This is a genomic window from Amycolatopsis sp. DSM 110486 (assembly GCF_019468465.1).
In the GTDB taxonomy this organism is placed as follows: domain Bacteria; phylum Actinomycetota; class Actinomycetes; order Mycobacteriales; family Pseudonocardiaceae; genus Amycolatopsis.
On record NZ_CP080519.1, the window covers coordinates 10,262,147 to 10,284,812 of the forward strand.

18 protein-coding genes are annotated in these 22,666 nt (G+C 68.2%); 13 read left to right on the forward strand and 5 right to left on the reverse strand.

Annotation, left to right across the window (positions count from 1 at the left end; all coding sequences use genetic code 11):
- Positions 1 to 237 precede the first annotated feature (237 nt).
- From K1T34_RS49515 to K1T34_RS49525, 3 genes are all read left to right on the forward strand, one after another.
- Positions 238 to 675: an SRPBCC family protein gene (locus K1T34_RS49515; protein WP_220241684.1), complete on the forward strand. Its 438-nt coding sequence runs from the start codon at positions 238 to 240 to the stop codon at positions 673 to 675.
- A 123-nt stretch (positions 676 to 798) separates the two neighbouring features.
- Positions 799 to 1,200, forward strand: coding sequence for a VOC family protein (locus K1T34_RS49520; RefSeq protein WP_220241685.1), 402 nt, complete (start codon positions 799 to 801; stop codon positions 1,198 to 1,200).
- A gap of 1,138 nt (positions 1,201 to 2,338) precedes the next feature.
- Positions 2,339 to 5,734, forward strand: a complete 3,396-nt coding sequence (locus K1T34_RS49525; RefSeq protein ID WP_220241686.1) for a glycosyl hydrolase — start codon at positions 2,339 to 2,341, stop codon at positions 5,732 to 5,734.
- Between the two features lie 189 nt (positions 5,735 to 5,923).
- On the opposite strand, the gene K1T34_RS49530 is transcribed toward K1T34_RS49525, so the two are convergent.
- The gene (locus K1T34_RS49530) at positions 5,924 to 6,763 is read right to left on the reverse strand and encodes an oxidoreductase (protein ID WP_220241687.1); all 840 of its coding nucleotides are present in this window, start codon (positions 6,761 to 6,763) and stop codon (positions 5,924 to 5,926) included.
- A gap of 100 nt (positions 6,764 to 6,863) precedes the next feature.
- Between K1T34_RS49530 and K1T34_RS49535 the strand changes: the two genes are divergently transcribed.
- A complete protein-coding gene (locus K1T34_RS49535) occupies positions 6,864 to 7,766 on the forward strand; it encodes a LysR family transcriptional regulator (protein WP_220241688.1) in 903 nt (300 codons plus the stop codon).
- Positions 7,767 to 7,783: 17 nt separating this feature from the next.
- Here K1T34_RS49535 and K1T34_RS49540 read toward each other — a convergent pair whose 3' ends face one another.
- Positions 7,784 to 8,683 (reverse strand): TIGR03619 family F420-dependent LLM class oxidoreductase, encoded by a 900-nt coding sequence (locus K1T34_RS49540; RefSeq protein WP_220241689.1) that lies wholly within the window; start codon positions 8,681 to 8,683, stop codon positions 7,784 to 7,786.
- 148 nt (positions 8,684 to 8,831) lie between these two features.
- Between K1T34_RS49540 and K1T34_RS49545 the strand changes: the two genes are divergently transcribed.
- Entirely contained in the window at positions 8,832 to 9,224 is a 393-nt protein-coding gene (locus K1T34_RS49545; RefSeq protein WP_220241690.1) for a MerR family transcriptional regulator, read from the forward strand.
- 60 nt (positions 9,225 to 9,284) lie between these two features.
- Here the strand turns inward: K1T34_RS49545 and K1T34_RS49550 are convergent, their stop codons facing one another.
- Positions 9,285 to 9,707: a PPOX class F420-dependent oxidoreductase gene (locus K1T34_RS49550; protein ID WP_220241691.1), complete on the reverse strand. Its 423-nt coding sequence runs from the start codon at positions 9,705 to 9,707 to the stop codon at positions 9,285 to 9,287.
- A 335-nt stretch (positions 9,708 to 10,042) separates the two neighbouring features.
- Between K1T34_RS49550 and K1T34_RS49555 the strand changes: the two genes are divergently transcribed.
- From K1T34_RS49555 to K1T34_RS49570, 4 genes are read left to right on the forward strand one after another with little or no spacing between them, the layout of a single operon-like run.
- Positions 10,043 to 12,820 (forward strand): AAA family ATPase, encoded by a 2,778-nt coding sequence (locus K1T34_RS49555; RefSeq protein WP_255638150.1) that lies wholly within the window; start codon positions 10,043 to 10,045, stop codon positions 12,818 to 12,820.
- A gap of 42 nt (positions 12,821 to 12,862) precedes the next feature.
- The gene (locus K1T34_RS49560; RefSeq protein WP_220241693.1) at positions 12,863 to 13,399 is read left to right on the forward strand and encodes a (2Fe-2S)-binding protein; all 537 of its coding nucleotides are present in this window, start codon (positions 12,863 to 12,865) and stop codon (positions 13,397 to 13,399) included.
- Positions 13,386 to 14,372, forward strand: coding sequence for a xanthine dehydrogenase family protein subunit M (locus tag K1T34_RS49565; protein WP_220241694.1), 987 nt, complete (start codon positions 13,386 to 13,388; stop codon positions 14,370 to 14,372). The genes K1T34_RS49560 and K1T34_RS49565 overlap by 14 nt, the downstream gene beginning before the upstream one ends.
- The gene (locus K1T34_RS49570; RefSeq protein ID WP_220241695.1) at positions 14,369 to 16,576 is read left to right on the forward strand and encodes a xanthine dehydrogenase family protein molybdopterin-binding subunit; all 2,208 of its coding nucleotides are present in this window, start codon (positions 14,369 to 14,371) and stop codon (positions 16,574 to 16,576) included. Before K1T34_RS49565 ends, K1T34_RS49570 begins: the two co-directional genes overlap by 4 nt.
- 283 nt (positions 16,577 to 16,859) lie before the next feature.
- Here K1T34_RS49570 and K1T34_RS49575 read toward each other — a convergent pair whose 3' ends face one another.
- Positions 16,860 to 18,053: a hypothetical protein gene (locus K1T34_RS49575; protein WP_220241696.1), complete on the reverse strand. Its 1,194-nt coding sequence runs from the start codon at positions 18,051 to 18,053 to the stop codon at positions 16,860 to 16,862.
- 422 nt (positions 18,054 to 18,475) lie between these two features.
- Here K1T34_RS49575 and K1T34_RS49580 point away from each other — a divergent pair, with 422 nt between their 5' ends.
- Positions 18,476 to 19,417, forward strand: a complete 942-nt coding sequence (locus tag K1T34_RS49580) for a GlxA family transcriptional regulator (RefSeq protein ID WP_360586829.1) — start codon at positions 18,476 to 18,478, stop codon at positions 19,415 to 19,417.
- Positions 19,418 to 19,429: 12 nt separating this feature from the next.
- On the opposite strand, the gene K1T34_RS49585 is transcribed toward K1T34_RS49580, so the two are convergent.
- On the reverse strand, positions 19,430 to 20,164 hold the full coding sequence (locus K1T34_RS49585; RefSeq protein ID WP_220241698.1) for a hypothetical protein: 735 nt from the start codon (positions 20,162 to 20,164) through the stop codon (positions 19,430 to 19,432).
- 128 nt (positions 20,165 to 20,292) lie between these two features.
- Here K1T34_RS49585 and K1T34_RS49590 point away from each other — a divergent pair, with 128 nt between their 5' ends.
- The 3 genes from K1T34_RS49590 to K1T34_RS49600 all read left to right on the forward strand — a co-directional run bounded on the left by K1T34_RS49590 (position 20,293) and on the right by K1T34_RS49600 (position 22,587).
- The gene (locus K1T34_RS49590) at positions 20,293 to 20,463 is read left to right on the forward strand and encodes a hypothetical protein (RefSeq protein WP_220241699.1); all 171 of its coding nucleotides are present in this window, start codon (positions 20,293 to 20,295) and stop codon (positions 20,461 to 20,463) included.
- Positions 20,460 to 21,356: a M24 family metallopeptidase gene (locus tag K1T34_RS49595; protein ID WP_220241700.1), complete on the forward strand. Its 897-nt coding sequence runs from the start codon at positions 20,460 to 20,462 to the stop codon at positions 21,354 to 21,356. The genes K1T34_RS49590 and K1T34_RS49595 overlap by 4 nt, the downstream gene beginning before the upstream one ends.
- A 115-nt stretch (positions 21,357 to 21,471) precedes the next feature.
- The gene (locus tag K1T34_RS49600; protein WP_220247824.1) at positions 21,472 to 22,587 is read left to right on the forward strand and encodes an FAD-binding oxidoreductase; all 1,116 of its coding nucleotides are present in this window, start codon (positions 21,472 to 21,474) and stop codon (positions 22,585 to 22,587) included.
- Positions 22,588 to 22,666 lie beyond the last annotated feature (79 nt).

Sequence of the window (22,666 nt, forward strand, 5' to 3'; positions counted from 1 at the left end):
CCTGATGACGCCGGGAGTGCTCGATCGGCACGGACGACAATCGCGTGAACCGTTCGACGGGGCACTCCTCCCGCTCAGTGGGCAGGTGCAGCCGGTCGTCACAAAGATCTTCTGCTGAGAATCCGTCGCGGTTAGCGTGAGCCAGGTTACTAGTTCCGAGTTCGTGCCGATGTCGCCGCTGCCGGCTGCCACGACGCGCCGGAACGAGAGCGTTCGACCGACAATTTGGGGGTTTCCATGCCGCGCCCGTACGCCAGCGGAGTCGTCGCCGCGCCTGTCGAAAAGGTCTGGGCCCAGGTCCGCGCATTCGGCGACGTGTCCGCCTTCCTGCCGGCAGTCGGCCACAGTGAGATCGCCGACGGCGTCGACGGGCAGGTCGGAGCCGTCCGGAGGCTGACCCTCGATGCGGGTGGTGACCCCTTCGACGAACGGCTGCTCGTCCTCGACGACCCTGGTCGCACGCTCACCTACGCGTTCACCGGGGCGAATCCGTTCGGCGTGCGCCGCTACGTTTCGACGGTCCGGGTCAGCCCGGTCACCGACACCGGCGAGTCCTTCGTCGAGTGGTGGGCGGAGTACGACGCCGACGCTGGTCAAGAGGAAGAGCTCGACCGCACCTTCGCCCAGGACGTGTACGGCAGCGGCATCGCCGGGCTACGGAAGCTGCTCGCCTGACCGGACGGGGCAGGTCGCGGGCGTAGACAGGTTCGCCCCGCTATCTCACCTCAGGTCGATGGCGGGCACGATCGCCGGCCCGGAGCCCCTTTTCGATACCGATCAAGGAACGGAGTCGCTCACATGGCTTTCCCCGGCCTGCAGCACGTCGCGATCACGGTTTCGGACCTCGAGCGCAGCACCGAGTGGTACAGCCGCCTGTTCGATGCCGAACCCGTACTCGACGAGGACGAAGAAGGCGGCGAGTTCCACCACACGGTCTTCGCCCTCGACGGCGGAATGCTCTTCGGTCTGCACACCCACCCTGGCCGTGAGTCGAAGGACCGCTTCGTCGAGACGCGCACCGGCCTCGACCACGTGGGCTTCGCACTCTCTGGCCTCGCGGAGCTCGAGCAGTGGCGCGATCGCCTCGACGAGCTCGCCATCACCCACGGTGGCATCAAGAAGGCGCATTACGGCTCGGGCGTCTCCTTCCGCGACCCCGACAACATCGCTCTCGAGTTCTTCATCGCACCGGGGACATGACCATCGATCCCTGCCGGCTCGTTCGTCCTGTCTCGCCGTAGTCGGAAACGCGGAATTGTCGGTCGCGACGCGCGCTGGATCGACCTGGCTGGGTACTTGCCGTTTGGCGCGGAGTCGACGGACGAGGTCACTGGTTCGATCGCAGTATCGCGCACCAGCTAAAATCGCAGGTCAGAAGCCCCGTCCCTCCTCGGAGGGTCGGGGCTTCAGCCGTCAGATGGCGATGATCCGGCGATGGCCCCAGCCGCGCCCGCCACTCCCCCGCCCCGGGCTCGTCAAGCTCGATCCCGTCGCACGCCGGCCGCCAGAACCAAATCCGGAAGTTCGACCGCTGGCAGGGATGTGCCTCCGGCGTCGACAAGACGAAGGGGCGCCGGCGGCTGTCCATCAGCTCCGCGCTCGAATGAAACCTTTCAACAGGGCGACCTAACCAGGGTTTCCCGGGGTTGTCAACGGCGGACAATTCCGAGTTCACGGTGGCCGGTGATTCCGTTCCGCGTGACGCGAACTCCACTTCCCGATTCCTGCGGGTGTCGCAGGCTCGCGGCGAAGAATCCCGCGCTTCCCCGCCGCATCCTGAACCGATTCCGCCATGCGAAGGCGATGTTTGACGCTTGACAACGATCACGGGGAAGCTGGAAACTGGAGTGGCTCGAGTTGAAACGTTTAAATGATTCGAACCCTCAACGGAGAGGCCAGAGTGCGCACAGCACCATCGCGGGTGTACCGCACCGGCCGGAAGGAGCGCCGGCTTGCTGTCGCGGACGCCTGGTCGCAGGCGCCGTTGCGTGACGGCATCGAGCCCGCCGGGCGACCCTCACCCGCATGTCACCGATGGACGATCGATGTCCGCGACCAGATTCGCGGGCACTGCGCAGCGCGGCTGGCGACGCACTGTCGGCACCGGATCCGCTCACGCCCGCTCTCGAGGCCATCACCATAGGGAAGAGCCCTCCGCCCGCCGGCGCGGCTACGCGCGCGGGTGACCAGGCCGTCGATGGTGGCGTGCCCATGCCCTGGTCAACGCGACCAGGTCCACCCCCATCGCCGGCAACTGCTTCCAGCCGTACCGCATCGCAACATTCCGAGATCCATTCACTGAAGCAAGATCCGTTCCCCGCCTGCCCCAGGAGGACTGATGGAAGACAGCAAGCCCGGCTTCGACCGGAGAGATTTCCTCAAGATCAGCGGTGGTGTCGGCATGGCGCTGGCGCTCTCCGGTGTGGTCGGTGCCGGCTCCGCCGCGGCTTCGTCGTCGTCGAGTGTCGCCGACAAGTTCATCAAGGCCCAGCACGCGCTGCTGGACGACCCGGAGGGCAAGTACCGGCCGGGCACGCGGTGGTGGCTGGCCGAAGGGCTGCACACCGACGCGACCATCAAGGCCGACATGAAGACCCTCCACGACATGGGCATCGGCTCGGTCGAGATCGTCTGCATGCCCGAGCCCAATGTGGACAGTGACCTGAGCGACACGGTCTTCGTCAGCAACACCACGGGAATGACCCCGCAGCAGATCTACAGCTGGGGCTCTGATGAGTGGAAGAACGACACGAAGCTCATCATCCAAGAGGCCAACAGGTACGGCATGGGCTTCTCCATGACCAGCGGCACCCACTGGGCGAACGCGAACCTGCCGATCGCGAACCTGAAGTTCGACGACGACGGCGCCGGCAAGGCACTGGGCTACGCCATCCAGACCACCACCGGCGGCACCGCGTTCAGCGGCACGCTGAAGCGCTCGGTGATGACGGTGGCCGGAACCGTGCGGCAGGACCTGATCTCCGTGGTCGCGGTCCAGCGAGCAGCTGGCAACACCGGCTCGGTCACCGCCGACGGCAGCATCTCCGGCACCATGAGCTACACCGACACGTCGGTCGTGCTGACCGGCAAAGTCACCCTCAACGGCACCCCGGTCACGCCGAGCACGATGAAGGACCTCACCGGCAAGGCTAGCTATTCCCTGAACTGGACGCCGGCGGCAGGCACGGGAACGTGGGACATCTACGCGTTCTGGATGCAAGCGACCGGCCAGGCGCCGACACCTTCGTCCACGACGAACGTGACCATCAACTACATCGACCCAGCCGGCATGCAGGACTTCATCAACTACTACCGCAACCACGTCTTCAACGACCGTGAGCTGAAGAATGCCATCGTCGACAACGGCCGCGGCGAGATGTACATGGACTCGCTGGAAATCTCGACCAGCAACTCCAACGGCGGCGAATTCTGGGGCTCCTCCCTCATGAGCGAGTTCCAGAAGCGCCGCGGGTACAGCCTCGAACCACACCTGCCGTACGTCATCAGGAAGGACGGCAGGGCGGGCTTGACCTCATTCCTGGTCGTCGGAGCCGACCAGGTCGCGGTGGACAAGGTTCGCAACGACTTCTTCGAGACGATCACCGACATGTACACCGACAATGTTCTCAAGCCGCTCCGGGCCTACCTGAACAACGACATGAACATGAAGCTGCGGGCCGAGATCTCCTACAACGTGGGTTATGAGATCACCACGCCGGCCCAAGGGGTGGACTATGTAGAGACCGAAAATCTTGATTTCGGGAACCAGGTGGATTCGCAGCGGACGCTGGCGGGCGCGGCCCACACTCACGGGTTGCGGTACTCCAGTGAGACCGGGGCGATCAGTGGCGAAAACTACACCTGGGGCCAGGACCGGTTCATGCAGATCATCAACACCCAGTTCGCCTCCGGCGTCAGCCACACCGTATTCCACGGCTACGCGAGCATTTCCGGCGCCGACTCCCACGACCCTTCGAACCCCTGGGACGGCACCTACTGGCCGGGCCACGAAGGCATGTACGCCCGGTACTCGGAGCGGTGGGGGCCGCGCCAGCCGGAGTCCACGCAGTACACCGACTACATGCCGATGATCGCCCGCACCCAGGCCGTGCTGCAACAGGGCAAGCCGCAAATGGACCTGGCGGTGGTGCGCACCGACTACGCCTTCAACAGCGACCACCCCCACCCCGACTTCATGCGGCACCGGAGGGCCAACTACTTCAAGGACCTCGAACTGCAGGACAACGGGTACACCTACGAATACTTCGCACCCGAGATCCTTGAGAACAAGAGCGTCAAGTACAGCAAGACCGACGGTCTGATTCCCGAAAACGTCGGCTACCAGGCCGTCGTCATCTACCAGGACTCGATCCGGCTGAAAAGCGCCCAGGCGATCTACGATCTGGCCCGGCAAGGTCTGCCTGTTGTCATCGTCAACGGTCTGGTCGAGACGTTGAGCGCGACCAGGAACTACTTGAACGCCAAGGCGGCGGTCCACACCCTCGGCAACGACGGTACCGACGCCGACCTGGCGAAGGTGATGGCCCGGCTGAAGAAGCTCGCGAACGTCAGGGAGGTCAACGCGAACGTCCCCCAGAGCGCGACCACCCCCGACCCGAACGCCGAGGACTACGAAGAGAAGTACTACTACGGCAAAACCGGGGTCTACGACGCCCTGAAGCGACTCGGAGTGCGGCCACGCGCCGAATACGCCAAGCCGAACCAGACCGTGCTCACGGCCATGCGCAGGACCAAGGACACGCTGTACCTGTGGGCCTACAACTACATGGAGAAGCGCGGTGACTACTTCAACAATCCGATCGATTCGGAGACCGTGACGACGACCATCAGCGTCGACGCGATCGGCAAGCCCTACCGCATCAACACCTGGTCGAGCCGCATTGAGGCACTCGCCCTGTACAACTCCTCCGGCGGACGCACCTCGTTCGACGTGACTCTCGCGCCCGGCGAGACCACGGTGATCGCCATAGACCTGAAAACCAAGGCCGCCGCGCCCCTGCGCAACACCAACGCCCCACAGGGCGTCGTGACCGCCGACGGCGTGGCCATCCTCGCCACCGACTCGGGCACCTACACCGCCAAGCTGGCCGACGGCTCCACCGTGACCAAGAAGATCTCCGTACCGGCCAACGTCAACCTGACGAACGCGCAGTGGAACCTGGTCCTCAACAGCTGGACGCCCGGGGACAAGGTGACCTTGACCGAGGCACGCCAGGGCTACACCACCAAAGAGGTGTACTTCACCACGAAGAAGTCCGACATCAACGTGGGCACGACCCAGCTCATCCCCTGGAAGGACATGACGTTCACGGCGCAGAATCCGGCGTCGGTATCCGGTGTCGGCACCTACAGCACCACGTTCCGCTTGCCCAGTTCGTGGAATGCCTCGAACGGTGCCTACCTGAACATCGGCTCCACGGGTGGCGCCCTGGCCCAAGTCTGGGTCAACGGCAAGAAGATCCCCGGCTACGACTTCATCGCCGGGCGCATCGACGTCAGCCCCGCCCTGAAGGCCGGCACCAACGCGATCAAGATCGAGGTATCGAGTTCGCTGCGCAACCAGATGAGGGCCTTGGGCTACCCCAACCTGCCCGCCGCCAACACCGTCGCCGGTGCCGTGGCGTCCTACGGCCTGCAAGGCAACGTCTCACTCGAGACCTTCACCATCGCAGTCGTCGAACACCCGGGTCACCCACACGAGGCCGGGCAGTGATCTTCCCGCCGCCCTGATCGCGACAACCACGGGGATGGTCCCGCCGTTCACCAACGGCGGGACCATCCCCGTACCGTCGACGTCGCACTCGACAAGTCTGCCGATCCCTCCGCGACCTCGAGCCGATTCACGCCGGCGGCCACACCGGGTTCACCGCATCAGGTGCAATCCGTCCACAATGTCCACGGGTCAGGAAATCGTGGTCGTCCGGCTGAGCGACTCCCACGTGGTGACGTCGGCCAGCAGTGCCTCGTTGTGCTGGCGCAGGCCGTCGATCGCGTCTTCACCGAGGAGGAAATGCAGCGGCGGGTTCTCGGACTCGAGGACCTTCACGATCGCCGCGGCGCCCTTGACCGGATCGTTCGGTTCCTGGCCCACGACGTTCTTGACCATCTGCCGCAGTGCGCCCGAGGTCGCGTGGTAGGCGGGGTTCTCGGGGGTCCACTGCAGACTGGTGCTGAACTGGGTGCGGAACATCCCCGGTTCCACCACCATGACCCGGATGCCGAGAGGGGTCAGTTCGAGCGACAGCGCCTCGCCCAGAGACTTGAGCGCGTGCTTGGTGGCGTTGTAGCCGCTCAGGCCCGGGAAGGTAATCAGGCCGCCGATGGAGCTCATGACCACGATCGTGCCGTTCCCCTGCTCGCGCATCACGGGGAGGACGGCCTGGGTCAGCTGCACAGCACCGAAGTAGTTGACGTCGAACATGCTGCGCAAGTACTCGACCGGGGTTTCCTCGACGGCACCGATCACGCTGACCCCGGCGTTGTTCACCAGCACGTCGATGCGGCCGAACACGGCCAGCGTCGCGTCGACCGCGGCGCGGATGGACGCCGGGTCCGTGACATCCATCGCCGCGGTGCTGACCCGGTCGCCTCCGACCTCCGCGAGGTCCGCGAGGGTCTCGGGGCGGCGCGCTGTCGCCATCACGCGGTCGCCGGCGGCCAGCGCGGCCCGCACGAGCTCGCGGCCGAAGCCGCTGGAGCAGCCGGAGATCAGCCAGACGCGGCCCGGTGTTTCGTTCGTCATTCCCATGCCTCTCACGTTCGTGTTTACCGAGGTCAATGGTCGTCTCGAGAGCTCGGTGCCGTCCAACACCGGTTACCTGTCGTGGTTGTAGGATTTTCCTGTGAGCCCTGATCTACGGCAGCTGAGGTACTTCGTCGCCGTCGCCGAGGAGTCCAGCTACACGCGGGCGGCCGAGCAGCTCCTGATCAGTCAGCAGTCGTTGTCGCAGCAGATCACCTTGCTGGAGCGCATGCTGGGCGCCAAGCTCTTCGACCGCGACACCCGTGGCACCAGTCTGACCGCGATCGGCGCGCTGTTCCTCCCCGAGGCCCGTGCGGTGCTCGCCCGGGCGGACGAAGCGTTCGATCTGGTGGCCCGGGCCACGCGCGGCGAAGTCGGCAGCCTGCGCCTCGCGTTCCTCGCGACCACGACGAACTACCTGCTGCCGCCGGTGGTGCGCGCGGTCCGGCAACGGCTGCCCGGGCTCCGGCTGACGACAGAGGAGACGACGATCGCCCCGCTGGTCGACGGGTTGCAAAAAGGACGCTACGACGTCGCGTTCACGCGACCGCCGCTCGTGGCCGGTCTGGAATCCCGGACACTCGTGGTCGAACCGGTGTGCGCCGTCCTGCCCGAAGATCACCCGCTCGCCGACCGCCCCGAACTGACGCTCTCCGAGCTGGCCGGCGAGCGCTGGGTCCTGACCCCGCGCAGCTCGTGGGAGCCGTGGCACCAGGCGTTCGACAGCTCCTTCCAGGCCGCCGGATTCACCCCTGACGTGGTCCACCGGGACGCCAGCGTGCAGGCGCTGCTCGGGTTCGTCGCGGCCGGAACCGGGATCACGCGGCTCGCCCAGTCGGCCAGCAGCCTGCGTCGCTCCGGTGTGGTGTTCGTGCCGATCACCGGAGAGTTCGTCTCCACCGAGATGGTCTGGCTGGCGGGCAACGACTCCGCCGCGCTGCACGCACTGCTCGACGTCGTCACCGACGTCGCCGCCTCGACCGACTTCGCCGAGGCCGGCTGACCCGCGGGCACCATCGGTCAGGCGGCGGCCCGTTCTCGGATCTCCACCGCCTTCTCGAGCATCTGCCCTGTGCTGGTGAACCAGTCCTGCAGGTTCAGGTCCACGATGAGCTCGTCCGCGCCGGCCTCTTCGGCCGTGTGGATGTCTTCCAGGATCTGATCGAGCGTGCCGACGAACGCCGATCGGTCGGATCCGGCCGGACGGTCGGTGAAGGTGACGTTCCCCACCACGACCAGCTCCATCCGGCTCGTGTCCCGGCCGTACCCGGCAGCCATTTCCCGGATGCGGTCCCAGTTCTCGCGCAATGCCGCGGCTCCGGCCGGCCCTGGTGTGGTGAGCAGCGGCAGCCAGCCGTCCGCACGTTTCGCGATGCGCTCCAGGGCCGTGGAACTGGAGCTGCGACCCAGATTGCTGGCACCGCCGGCGAGCATAACGGGGATTTTCGAAGCAGGCTTGGGCAGGACCGAGGCCTTGTCGATGACGACGCGCGGACTCCGGATGGTCACCGGGTCCGGGCCCCACACGGCATCGAAGACGTCCAACGTCTCGTCGAGGAACCGGCCGCGATCCGCTCGGGTGGCGCCCGTCGCCCGGAGCACGTCGCTGGACCAGCCGGCGCCCATGCCCGCGATGACGCGGCCGCCGCTGATCTGGTCGACCGTGGCCAACGCCTTCGCCAGCGGGACGGGGGTGTGGAGGGCCGCGATCAGAACGGCCGTACCGAGGCGCACCCGCTCGGTCACCACCGCCGCGGCCGTGAGAACCGCCAGGGGGTCGGCGGTCTGCCGCCCGCTTTCCGGCCACGGCACGTTCGGCGGCGCATACGGTTCGATGGGCGTCTCCGGGAACAGCAACTGTTCATAGGTCCACAAGCTCGCGTATCCGGCCGCTTCCGCCGTTCTGGCCGCTTCGACCACGTCGTGTTGCAGATCCACTCCCAGTCGCTGGGGCAGGCGAAGTCCGAGTTTCATTCGAAACCTCCAAGGTAGCGGTGGTTGTTGTGGCGATCCCTACCGCAAGTCTCAACACTCACATCAATGTGAAGGTCAAGGTAGTCTGGAGCACATGAGAATCGGAGAACTAGCGGAGCGCACCGGCGTATCCCGTCGGCTACTGCGCTACTACGAGGAGCAGGGACTGCTCGCGCCCAACCGCTCCCTCAACGGTTACCGTGAGTACGGCGAGCCGCACGTGGACGTCGTCCAGCAGATCAAGGGACTGCTCGATGCCGGCCTCCCGACCCGCATCATCCAGCAGCTCCTGCCGTGCCTGGACAAGCCGCGCACCATCTACGCGCCGTTCGTGACGCCCGAGATGATCGTCACACTTCAACACGAGCAAGCCCGGCTGTCCGAACGCATCGAATTCCTGACCCGCAACCGAGACGCCATCGCCGACTACCTCGGCACCGTTCTCACCGTCAGCGAACGCCGGGAACAGGACCACGTTCTGAACTGACGAGCGTCGGGAACAGAAGGCGCGACCTTGAAAAGTTTCCCGCTCGATCGACGGCTCATGTCAGGCGATGGCCGCATAGGCGCTCACGTGCTCGATGCGCATCCGCACGAGCAGCATGCCGGGAACACTGTTGCGTTCGCCGAACTCGCGCGCACGGTCCTCGCCCATGTATCGCGCCGCGATGCTGGTCGCCCAGGTGCGCAACTCTCCGGGGTCCTCGGAGATGTCCGTGTGTCCCCACAGGACAGCGTGGGAGTAGGGAGCCACCTCGTCGTCGACGCAGACCGCGGCCCGTCCGTCGCGGATGAGGTCGTGGGCTTTCACCGTCACGTTCTCCGTGGTGAACACGAGATCATCGCCGTCAAGGAGGAACCACACGGGTGCGATGTGCGGGGCACCGTCCGCGCGCACGGTGGCCACCTTGCCCGTGCGGGTGCCTTCCGCGATGAAGGCTTTCCACTCGTTCTCTTCCATTTCGGTCATGCCGGCCAGCATCCGTCCGCGCCGCGGCAGACGCAATGCTGCCACCGCGTTTCAATGGCCCTGACCTGCGAAAACGCGTGATGTGGAGCACTCGGCGCGAGTGGGCCGCTCACGGCTGACGTCGGGCGGAACGGCGGAGTCCACAATAGACTGTGGCAACGCGGATGCGGGAGTGGACACCCTGTCCTGCAAGCCACGCCGTTGATTCATCACCGGCAGTCAGCGTGCCGGCCCGGGCACCACAATTACCTCGGGGATCGTCCCACGCGAACCATCGCGCCATAAACTGGTCCTCCGCGGCAGCGCCACGTCGACGTGGGTCAGCCGCGGATCTGGTGGACGGAGGCGATCAGGTGCTGCTGGGCCGGCACCGAGAGTGCGCAACGCTCGACAGGCTCGTCGGAGCCGTCCGGGCGGGGCAGGGCCGTGCACTGCTGCTGGTCGGCGAACCCGGTGCGGGCAAGACCGCGCTGCTGCGGTACGCCGCCGCTCACGCCGCGGAGTGCCGGGTGTTGCGCACGGCCGGCGTCGAGGCCGAGATGGAACTGCCGTTCGCCGGGCTGCACCAGCTGTGCGTGCCCCTGCTGGACAAGCTGGACACGCTGCCGGCACCGCAGCGTCAGGCGCTGAGCACTGCCTTCGGCCTGACCGCGGGTTCGGCGCCGGACCGGCTCCTCGTCGGGCTGGCCGTGCTGGGCCTGCTGGCCGACGCCGGGGCCGAGCGTCCGCTGGTGTGCCTGATCGACGACTTGCAGTGGCTCGATCACGCTTCAACTCATGCGTTGGCGATCGCGGCGCGCAGGCTGTTCGCCGAATCCGTGGGCTTGATCTTCGCGACGCGAGAACAGATGCCGGCTGCCGTGTTGATCGGCGTCACCGAGCTGCCGGTCCTGGGTCTGCCCGCCGGGGATGCCCGGGCCCTGTTGCGGACGGCGCTGCCGGGGCCGGTGGACGAGCGCGTGGTGGAACAGATCGTCGCGGACGCCGGGGGAAATCCGCTGGCGTTGCTGGAGTTGCCGCGGAGCATGCCGCCCTCGGAACTCGCCGGCGGATTCGGCCTGCCGGCCGCCCGGGATTCGCCGGGCCGGATCGAGGCGAGTTTCCAGGAGCGGGTCATGCGATTGCCGGAAGCGTCCCGGTGGCTTCTGCTGGTCGCGGCGGCCGACCCGCTCGGCGACGCGGTGCTGGTGTGGAGTGCCGCCGAACGGCTGGGTGTGGGGGTCGACGCGGCAGCCCCCGCGGTGTCGGCGGGCCTCGTCGAATTCGGCGCGCGGGTGGGGTTCCGGCACCCGCTCGTGCGCTCGGCGGTATACGACGGTGCCACGGAGCAGCAGCGGCAGCGTGCCCACCGGGCGCTCGCGGAGTGCACGAACCCCGAGTCCGATCCGGACCGCAGGGCGTGGCACCGGGCCCGGGCCGTCGCCGGGCCGGACGAGGAGGTCGCGGCCGAGCTGACCCGGTCGGCGACCCGTGCGCAGGCCCGAGGCGGCCTTCCCGCCGCGGCGGCGTTCCTGGCTCGTGCCGTCGAGCTGACCCGCGACCCGGTGAGCCGGGCGGAGCGGGCGCTCACCGCCGCGCGGGCGGCGTTCGACGCGGGCGCGCCCGAGATGGCGCTCGGCCTGCTGTCGGTGGCACAGGCGGGCCGCTTCGACGACCTGCGCCACGCGAAGGTCAACCTGCTCAGAGCCGAGGTGGCGTTCGCGGTCAGCCGGGGTGCGGAGGCGCCCATGCTGCTGCTCAAGACCGCTCAGCAGCTGGAGTCGTTCGACACGCGCCTGGCCAGAGACACCTATTTGCAGGCCCTGTCGGCAGCGCGGTTCGCGCTCCACCTCGCGGTCGGCGGCAACGTCGTGGAGGTGGCGGAAGCGGCCCGGCGCGCGCCCGCCCCGCCGGGCCCGCCCACCCCGGCGGACCTGCTCCTCGACGGCCTGGCCGCTCGCGACACCGGTGAGCTCGCGGCCGGCAGCGAACTGTTGAAACGGGCCCTGCGGGCGTTCTGCGACGAGGCCGACGCCGGCGTGGACGAGCTGAGCTGGCTCTGGCTGGCCGGCACTACCGCACCCGACCTGTGGGACTACCGGAGCTGGGAGCGGCTCGCGACGCACCACGTTGAGCGGGCCCGTGCGGCCGGGGCGCTCACCACGTTGCCGCTGGCCGTGACCTCGCGGGTGGCGGTGCACGTGGTCCTGGGCGAGCTGGCCGAGGCCGCCGCGCTGGTCGGTGAGATCGACGTGCTGGCCGAGGCGATCGGCGTCGGCCTCGCGCCTTACGGAGCGGTCATGCTCGCCGCTTGGCAGGGCCGCGAGGAAGAGACTTCGGCGATGGTCGCCGCCACCCGCGGCGAGGTGCTGGCTCGCGGTGAGGGCGCCGGCGCGCAGATCTACGCGTGGGCGGAGGCGCTGCTGGGCAACAGCGTGGGCCGCTACGCCGACGCGGTGGCCGCAACCGACCTCGCGGGGCAGGAACAGCTGCTGGTCGGAGCCGGCCTGTGGATGTTGGCCGAACGCGTCGAAGCGACGGCCCGGAACGGGCAGCCGGATGAAGCCGCCCAGGCGTTCCGACGGCTTTCGGCGCACACCAGGGTCAGTGGCACCGAATGGGCACTCGGCATCGAGGCCCGCTGCCGGGCACTGGTCACCGAAGGCTCGGTCGCCGAGGACAACTACGTGGAGTCCGTCGAACGGCTCGGCCGGACGCGCGTGCGTGGCGAACTGGCCAGAGCCCACCTGCTGTACGGCGAGTGGCTGCGCCGCAACCGGCGGCGGCGGGCCGCGCGCGAGCAGCTGCGGACCGCACACCGCCTGTTCACGGAGATGGGGATGGCCGCGTTCGCGCGCCGGGCGGAGCGGGAGCTGCGTCCGGGCGGGGAACTGCCGCGCCGGCCCGCTGTCGAAGGAAGTTCCGAGCTCACCGCGCAAGAAGTGCAGATCGCCTGGCTGGTGCGGGAAGGACTGTCGAATGCCGAGATCGGGACACGGCTGTTCCTCAGTCCGCGCACGGTGGAATGGCACCTGGGCAAGGTCTTCGGCAAGCTCGGCGTCACGTCGCGCAAACAGCTGCGCACGTGGGCGAAGCCGGCCCACCCCGGGCCCGACCGAGGCCGACCGGGGTGACTCCCGGGTCCGGCGACGGCCGCCGCGGCCCACTCTGAACGGATGACCTCTACGCCCAAGCTGAGCACGGCGTCGCGGACTCTCGCCCCAGGCGCCACCGAGACCACCACGGCACTCGTCGTGAACGGAGAACCGAGGGTGGTGGTCGCCGACTCGCGCGTCACGCTGCTCGACGCTCTGCGTGACCGGCTGGACCTCACGGGCACGAAGAAGGGCTGTGACCAGGGCGCGTGTGGCGCGTGCACGGTGCTCGCCGACGGGCACCGGGTGCTTTCGTGCCTGACGCTCGTCGCCCAATGCGAAGGCCGTGAGGTGACCACCATCGAGGGGCTCTCCCGCGACGGGCGCGCGCACCCGATGCAGGATGCGTTCGTCCGGCACGACGCATTCCAGTGCGGCTACTGCACACCCGGCCAGATCATGTCGGCCGTGGCACTGCTGGCCGAAGGCCGCGCGAAGACCGACGAGGACATCCGCGAGTTCATGAGCGGGAACCTCTGCCGCTGCGCCGCATACCCCAACATCGTGGCCGCGATCCGGGAAGTGGCGGACATCGGAGGTACCGATGCGCGCGTTTGAGTACGTCCGGACGTCCGAGGTAGGCGACGCGCTGGCGGCATCGGAGCGCGCCGGCGCCGCCTACCTCGCCGGAGGCACCACCCAGGTCGACCTGATGAAAGACGGAGTCCTCGCACCCGATCGACTGGTCGACATCACCCGGCTGCCGCTGCGCGGGGTCCTCGGCACCGGGCACTCGCTGCACGTCGGCGCACTGACCACAATGGAGGAGCTGGCCGCGGATCCGCTCGTCACGCACCGGCTGCCCGTGGTGCGCGAGGCGCTCCTGCTCGGAGCCTCCGTGCAGCTGCGGAACATGGCCACGATCGGCGGCAACCTCCTGCAGCGCACGCGCTGCCGCTACTTCCGCGACCCGGCGGTCGCCGCCTGCAACAAGCGTGCGCCGGGCTCCGGCTGCGCCGCCGTCGCCGGACCCGCCCGGATGCACGCCATCCTCGGCGTCAGCGAGCGGTGCATCGCCCTGCACGCGTCCGACCTCGCCGTGGCCCTGGTGGCGCTGGACGCCGTGGTGCACCTTGAGAGCGCCCGGGGAACGCGGACCGTGCCGCTTACGGAGTTCTACCTGGAGGCGGGCACGACGCCGAGCTCCGAAACCGTGCTGGCACACGGTGAGCTGATCACGGAGGTCGAGATCCCGCTGTTGCCGGAGACCATGCGCTCGGGCTACCTGAAGGTCCGGGACCGGGTGTCGTACGAGTTCGCCCTGGTCTCGGTGGCGGCAGCTCTCGAGATCGAGGACGGAGTCGTGAGCAAGGCGAGGATCGGCCTCGGCGGCGTCGGTTCGAAGCCCTGGCGGGCCCTGGCGGCCGAGGAGGTGCTGCGAGGCGCGCCGGCGACCGAGGCGAGCTACCGCGAGGCCGCGGACGCCGCGGTCACCGGGGCGTGGACCGTGCCGGGCACCGCGTTCAAGGTCGAGCTGGCCGAGCGGGCTCTGGTCCGGCAGCTCCAGACGGTATCGGAGATGTCCCGATGACCACCTTCCAGGCGCTGCCGTTCATCGGCGCCGGGCTCAACCGGGTCGACGGACCCCGCAAAGTCAGCGGTCAGGCGCCCTACTCGTCGGACTTCAGCGCGCCCGGACAAGTGCACGCCGTCCTCGTACGGAGCACCATCGCGGCGGGCCGGATCACCGCGATCGACGCGGCCACCGCCGAAGCGGCACCCGGAGCGGTGAAGGTGTTCAGCCATCTGAACGCACCCTCGCTGGCGCGGGGGCCGATGACCCCACTGGGCTCGTCGCCGCCGGCTCCGCTGCAGGACGACCGCGTGCTGCACCACGGGCAGCACGTCGCGCTGGTCGTCGCGGAGACCCGCGAACAGGCCGATGCGGCCGCGGCCCTGGTGCGCGTCGAGTACGCGGCCGCCGAACCGGTCCTCGACCCGGAAGATCCTCGTGCGGTCATCGTCGACAACCCGTGGGGCCTGGACCGCGAGCGAGGTGACCTCGCGGCGGGTCTGGCCGCGGCGCACGTGACGGTCGAGGCCGAATACGCCACGTCGGACAACACCAACAACCCGCTGGGCCTGTTCGCCACGCTCGCCGAGTGGGAAGGCGATCGGCTCACGGTGCACGACTCGACGCAGTGGCCGTCGATGGTGCAGGAGACGCTCGCGGTGGTCTTCGGCCTGCCCGAGGAGTCGGTGCGGGTGCTCAGCCCGTTTGTCGGCGGCGGATTCGGTGCCGGTCTGCGGGCGTGGCCGCACGTGATCCTCGCCGCGATGGCGGCACGTGAACTGGGCCGGCCGGTGAAGCTCGTACTGACCCGGCCGCAGATGTTCACTTCGGTCGGCCACCGGCCCAAAGGCGTCCAGCGGGTGCGGCTCGGCGCGAGCGCCGACGGCCGTCTGCTGGCGCTGGAGCACCGCAGCCGCTCGCTGCTGGCCGTCGAGGACGACGACTACGAACCCTTCGCAGCGGGCTCGGCCGTGGCCTACGCCTGCCCGAACGTCCGCACGTGGGACCAGCAGGTGCGGGTGAACATCCCGGCGCCGGTGTCGATGCGGGCGCCGGCCGAGGCACAGGGGAACTTCGCGCTCGAATCCGCGATGGACGAACTGGCGCTGGCACTCCGCATGGACCCGGTGGACCTGCGGCTGCGCAACTACGCCGACACGCATCCCGCGCTGGGCCTGCCGTGGTCGGGCAAGGCATTGCGGGAGTGCTGCACCGTGGGCGCCGAGCGGTTCGGATGGTCCCGGCGCCCGGCCGAGCCGCGCACCCTGCGCGACGGGCACTGGCTGGTCGGCCAGGGCATGGCGGGCGTGAGCTACCCGTGGTACCAAGCGCCGTGCTCGGCACGAGCGACGGTGGCGGCCGACGGGCAGGCCACCGTCAGCAGCGCGGCCATCGACATCGGCACAGGTACCTACACGGTGATGACCCAGCTCTCGGCGGAGCTGCTCGGCTTACCACCGGAGCGAGTGCGTTTCGAGCTTGGCGACTCGGACCTGCCGAAGGCACCCCAGGCGGGCGGGTCCGGCCTCACCGGCGCGCTCGGCTCGGCCGTCCACGACGCATGTGCGCGGTTGCTCGGCGCGCTGCTCGACCTCGTGCGCGACGACGCCCGATCGCCATTGCGCGGCAGTGACCCCGCGGACGTGGTCGCCGCCGGCGGACGGCTCCGGCGGCGCGACGAGCCGGAGCGCGCCGAAACCTACACCGCCATCCTGGCCCGCCACGGACTGCCGGACCTCTCCGCCGAAGGGAGCAGCACCCCGGCCGATCCCCGTGACCTCGGCATGGCACCCGCGGGCGCGTTCGGAGCGCACTTCGCCGAGGTCCGGGTCGACGAGGACCTCGGCCTGGTCCGCGTGACGCGCGTGGTGTCGGTGATCGACGGTGGCCGCATTCTCAACGAGAAGACGTCCACCAGCCAGATCATCGGCGGCGTGATCGGCGGCATCGGCATGGCGCTGTTCGAGGACACGGTCACCGACCCGACCACCGGCCGCATCACGAACGCGACCTTCGGCGACTACCTCGTCCCCGTGCACGCGGACATCCCCGACATCGACGTCACCTTCGTCGGCGAGCCCGACCGCATGAACCCGATCGGGACCAAAGGGGTCGGCGAGGTCGGCTTGGTGGGCGTGGCTGCCGCGGTCGCCAACGCGGTGCACCACGCAACCGGGGTACGAGTGCGGTCCCTGCCGATCACCCTGGACGCACTGCTGTGACACAACGGGGGTGGGCCTCCCCTATCGGGATGCTCACCCTCGGCTCAGGCTGGGTGGATCGTGGAACCGGCCGGCCGTGGTGGGCATCGGCGACCAGCTTCACTGTCCTGCTCGACCGGCTGCTCAGCGGCCGGCGTACAGCGGTGCACCGTCACCCTGATTGAAGTACCGACCGAGCGATGCCACCGACTCGGCTCGGTCTGCGCCTCGAACGCACCGATCGAGGCGCAGACGACGCTCGCGCGTGTAGTCCTCGGCCCGACGGAGCCCGCGTTGGTTCCCCTCAGCGGACGAATCCGGGAAGCAACCCGAGCGCAGGGACCACCGCTGCCGTGCACACCGTCATGGACACGACGTTGCCCACGAAGGGGTGGAACGCGTCCGGGAGCCTTCGTGAGGTGTACGCGGCGAGGGGCGGAGCGAGGATCGCGCCCAGGACGGCGCCGCCCACGATGGTCGGGACGGTGGGGCCGTAGGTGAGCACTACGGCGGGTGCGACGGAGACCAGGGGGACAAAAGTCGGGTACCAGCCGTGTCGGGCCCACTGGCGGCGGTAGAGCAGGACGCCGAGCGTCGAGGTCAGGACCTGGGTGGTGAGCAGTGCCGGGAGCAGCGCGGTGCCGTGCGCCGGGGTCAGCGGGTTGAGCAGGTACGTGAGCAGCGTGCCGACGAGCAGGCCGGCCGAGCTGATTTCGTTGCCGTGGAACGGTGCTTCGGTGAAGTCGGCAAGTACGCGGCGGACGACCCACGCAGGTCCTTGGCGTGACGGATCGACCGGATCGGGTGCCGGTGTCGGCAGCTGTGGGAACCACGGCAGTATCCGGCACAGCGGGAACGCGAGCAGCGCACTGAGCCACATCCCACTGGCGGTGCCGATCGAGGTGGGCAGCCCCAGTGGGTAGCACACGAACTGGACCAGTCCGATCGCGATCGGCGTCGTCAGCATGACACCGAGGACCGCGCCGGTGAGGGCCACCCGCCAGCCCGGCCCGTAGATCAGCACGACCGCGGGCGGGATCGACACGAACGCGACGAACGTCGGCTGCCACGCGCCCGTGGCGGGGATCGTCCAGCCCCACGCGAGGTTCGACAGCAGCAGCCCGAGCAGCGCCGATCCGGTGAGCCACGGCCACAACCCGGTGCCGGCAGCGATCGGGAACCCGGCCCAGCGGCGCCGCCGGGTCGCCGCGACGTGGGCGATCCAGCCGCCGGCGAGCAGGCCGAGCCCGCCGAGATCGGTTTTGAACGACTGCGCCTCGGTCGTGTCGCCGAGGCACCAGCGCAGGAACGGGGGAATCCGGGCGTACGCCTGCTCCTGCCACACGTCGTAGCCGGGAAGCACGTGCGGCAGCGAGCTACCGGCCGCCGAGAGCAGGTGAGCGAGGCCGGCGGTCACGGCCACGAGCGCACCGCCGGCGAGCCAGCGGCCCAGCGCGCCGGGAGCGCGCCCGACGGGCGGTGCGGGGAGCGTGGTCATGTCGCCGGTGATCGGCGAACGGCCGAGAAACGTGGCACCGCTTTCCTTATCGACCCGGTTCGTTCCCCCACGCTGATCTGCCCGACCCGAAGTCGGCGTGAAACCGGATCAACCTGGTTTCGCGTGATTCCGGTGTCTGTCCTTCGCGTTGTCGTCGACGAGTTTCCTGCTGGTTCGACGAGGGGGTCGGCCGACCGAGCAGGAAGCGTTGCCCTACCACGACTTCCGGGCGGACTCTGTCAGTCTGCCGGCAGTGGTGAGCTGTGCTGCAGAGCGAAAACCGACCGGGTTCCCACAGATCCGGACATCGGTTCGGCATGGGGAGCCAGGGATGCAACGCTTCGGACAACCCGGCGCTTCGGCAACCGCGCGCCGGGTTCGACGATTGCGAGGTCAGGTCAGTGCCCAGCTCGAGGAACGTGGTGTTCGTCATCTTCGACGGGGTGAAAAGCCTGGACGTGGCCGGGCCGGCAGAGGTCTTCGCCGAAGCGAACCTCTTCGGGGCGGACTACTCGCTGTCCTATGTGTCACCTTCGGGTGAGGCCGTGGCCACCTCGACCGGGTCGACCATGCCCGTCGACGGTCCCGCCGCCAGCGTGGCGCGCGCGGACACCGTCGTGGTCTGCGGCGGCGATGTCCTTGTCGGCGCCCCCATCGATCCCGAGCTCGTGGCTGCCATCCGGGTGCTTCGCGAGCGGACCCGCCGGCTCGTCTCCATTTGCACGGGATCCTTCGCCCTGGCCACCGCGGGCGCGTTGTCCGGGCGTCGGGCAACCACACATTGGCGCCACGCGCAGCTTTTCGCTCGTGCGTTCCCGGACGTCGACGTCCTCCCGGATGCTCTCTTCGTCGAGGACCGAGGTGTGTTCACGTCGGCGGGGGTGTCCGCCGGGATCGACCTCGCCCTGGCCTTGGTCGAGGCCGACAACGGCCCTGACCTCGCGCGTGCCGTTGCTCGAAACCTTGTCGTTTTCATGCAACGCCCCGGTGGCCAGTCGCAGTTCTCTGCCCCTCTGGAGATCAAGCCCGCGCGGACGCCGACGCTGCGAGACGTCGTCGATCTCATTTCCGCGGACCCCGGCCTGGATCACAGCGCCGGCCGGCTCGCCGACCGGGTCGGGGTGAGCGCTCGGCACCTCATCCGGCTCTTCCAGGCGGAGTTCGACATGACGCCCGCGAGATATGTCGAGAAAGTCAGGCTTGATCACGCGAAGTCGCTGCTGGATTCAGGACACAACGTCGAAGAGGCGGCGGCGGGCGCGGGATTCGGGAGCCCGGAGACGATGCGCCGCACCTTTGTGGCTCGATTGGGGCTCTCGCCGAGTCAGTATCGCGACCGGTTCAAGAGCACGGGCAGGCCATAGAATTCGTGCCGGTCATCCGGTCGAGAAATTCAGTGCCAAGCGAAGTGCCTTGCCCAGTGGTTTCGGAACGAGCAGCGACATTCGACCGCCGGGTAGTTCTTCGGCGTTTCGGCGAGCCAGTGCCGAAAGAGTGCGGTGGATGTCGTGGGACGGGTACAGGACATAGGCTTGACCTATGGCCCCGGGCGGCAGCTGCCACCTGCGGATACCGGCAAGATCGGCCATGGCACCGGCTTGGACGTAGTAGCCGATCGGGTCCGTGGACCTGTCGAGGCCGGGTGTCGCGTGCGCGACCACGGCATCGGCGGCTTCGAGGGCTCTGCGGCGCGGCGCGCCGGCGCGGTCGAAAACCTCGAGAACGGTGTCCGCAGATCGCCGCGTGAAATCCTCTCCGGGCACGCTGACGAGCATTCCCGAGTCGTGCAGCAGTGCCGTTACGAAGAGAAGTTCCGCATCGACCTCGGTCTGGTCCGCCTGGGCCAACGCTGTGCCGAGCAGCCAGGTTCGGTAGCCGTGGAAGAGAAGCGTGGTGCCTTGTTTCTTGGCCATCTCGACAGCGGTGCTCGCGACTTCGGTGTCGGGAACGTCCGGAAAGAGGCTTTCCGTCGAGTGTGGCCGGTTCATCGGCCACGTGATGAAACCACCGATCGTCTCCAGGAGGAATTTTCGCATGCCGGCGCGGACGGACGAACGCTCGGCGCGAGTCAGTACGCCGTTCGTTTCGCAGACCCAGTCGTAACTGGCCATCGCTGACGACGAAGTAACTGAGGTCGATCCACTTGCTGCGTCGCCGCTTGCGCACACGAGGGCTCCAGTGAGACGGGGGATTCCTGCTTCCAGCTTTGGTGATCGGCAAAGTCCCGGCCAGGCGATGGGTGACCGGCATCCCACAAATTCGGACGCGACTGCGCCGGATCGGCAAGGTGGTCCGATTCTGTCCGGATCTGTGGGATTTTCGTCAGGTTCTGCTCTTCAGTGCCGTACCTGGCTCGCAGACGCTGGTGCTGATCAACATCGACGCCACCACCGGAGGCACCGGACCTTGACCCGCGAACTGTTTACCGAAGAAGAACTCGTTGCGTTCAAGGCGGCTCAACGTCTCGCCTTCGACGCGACGGTCGCGATCGAAGCCGAATTGCACGAAGGGATCACCGAGCAGCAGGCGGCCGGGAAGCTCGAGCGCTGGCTTCGTGCGCGTGGCGTTTCCCACTTCTTCCACTACGGCTTCGTCTGGTTCGGCGACCGTACTCGGTTCCTGGACTTTCCGCCGCTTCCCCGTCGGGTGCGAGACCTCTTCGAGGCCAAACCGGTTCGTGGCAGTGGACATTATCGGCCGAGCGGTCGCCGGTTGACTCAGGGCGATGCGGTCATTCTCGATATCGGCCCCATCTATCGGCGTGGAGCCGCCGATATCGGGTACTCTTGCACACTCGGCGAGCCGACGGAAGAATTCCACGAAACCCGAATGGCACTCGCCGCCTTTCGTCCGATGATTCTGGAGATGGTGCGCAATGGCGATGCCCAGGCCAGGATCGACAAAGCGGTGGACGAGTACACCCAAGATCACGGTTATGTGAACATCCACTCGATGTACCCCGGGTCCGCGATCGCGCACCGCGTCGGCCGAGTGCCCGGTCTGCGGTTGCCGACGTTCAATGTGAAGGGTTTCAGCCCGCAGACGGTCAGCTATCTGGCGGGCGACGTCGTCGGATCGGCTCTACGCCTGGACGTTCGCGCCGCGCCCTTCTGGAAACCGAAGTCCGACCGGCCGTGTGAGCCGGGTTTGTGGGCGTTCGAGCCGCACATCGGCCGCGGCGACGTCGGCGCGAAATGGGGCGAGGTTCTCGTGGTGACCGAGGACACCGCGTACTGGCTCGACGACGACCTGCCGCACGTTCGCTATTGGGCTGATCACGATGTTGTCCAGGACGCTTCCTGAGTGGTGACAGCGCCGCGCCGGCCTTGTCCGACCGGCCCGGTTTCCCGATATTCACAGTTCACCAGGAGAAATACCATGACCTTCGACGATTCTTCTTTGCCGCCGGTGCTGCCTGATGACGCCGCGTCCCTGGCTGGTGATCGACGCCGTCAGCCACACGGCCCGGGTCGGCGCCGGGGCGTTGTGGGCCGAGGTCGTTGCGGAAGCGGCGAAGGTCGGACTGGCCCCGCTCAACGGGTCGAATCCCACGGTGGGAGTCTCCGGTTACACCCTCGGCGGCGGCCTCAGCCCGACGCTGGGCCGCTCCCACGGCTACGCTGCCGACCACGTGCGCTCGCTCGAGGTGGTGACCGCGGACGGCGAACTGCGCCACGTCGACCCCGAGTCCGAACCCGAACTGTTCTGGGCGCTGCGCGGCGGAAAGGGCAACTTCGCCGTGGTGACCGCGTTGGAGTTCGACTTGTTCCCGGTGCCCCGCCTCTACGGCGGCGCCCTCTACTTCCCCGGTGAGCGGATGGCCGACGTGCTGCAGGCCTGGGCCGACTGGCACCCGGGCACACCGGAGACCATGGTCTCGTCGTTCGCCGTGCTGCGGCTGCCACCGCTGCCCGAACTGCCCGAGCCGCTGCGCGGGGCGTTCTCGGTGTCTCTGCGGTTCGCGTACAACGGCACGGCCGAGGACGGCGAGCGCATGGTGGCTCCATTGCGGACAGTGGCTCCGGCGATCCTCGACACCGTGCGGGACATGCCGTACAGCGAGGTCGCGTCGATCCACAACGAGCCGACCGAGCCGTTGCCCTACTACGAGAGGGGCATCATGCTGCGAGAGTTCCCCGCGGAGGCACAGGAAAAGCTCATCGAACTCGTCGGCCCGGAATCCGACACCACCATGTGGATCGCCGAACTGCGTGCGCTGGGCGGGGCGTGGGACCGCGAGCCGGCAGTGCCCAACGCCGTGGCAACCAGGGGCCTGCCATACAGCCTGCTGGGCGTCGAGGTCGGTCCGCTGTCGCAGGAAAACCAGCTCAAGAAGTCGGTCGCCGCACTGCTCGAGGGCATGCGGCCCTGGCAAAGCGACCGGCGGCTGGTCAACAACCTCGCCCCCGAAGAGGCTTTCGACGCTGCCGCGATCTACGGACCGGAGCGCTACGAACGCCTCGCGGCCGTCAAGTCGACGTATGACCCGGGCAACATGTTCCGGGTAAACCACAACGTGGTGCCGGCGGACTGAACAGGCGTGCTGCGTGAGCACCTGTGCCCCTTGAGGTGACGGTCACTTCGTCCGGGCTGTCGCGCCCGACACACTCGGG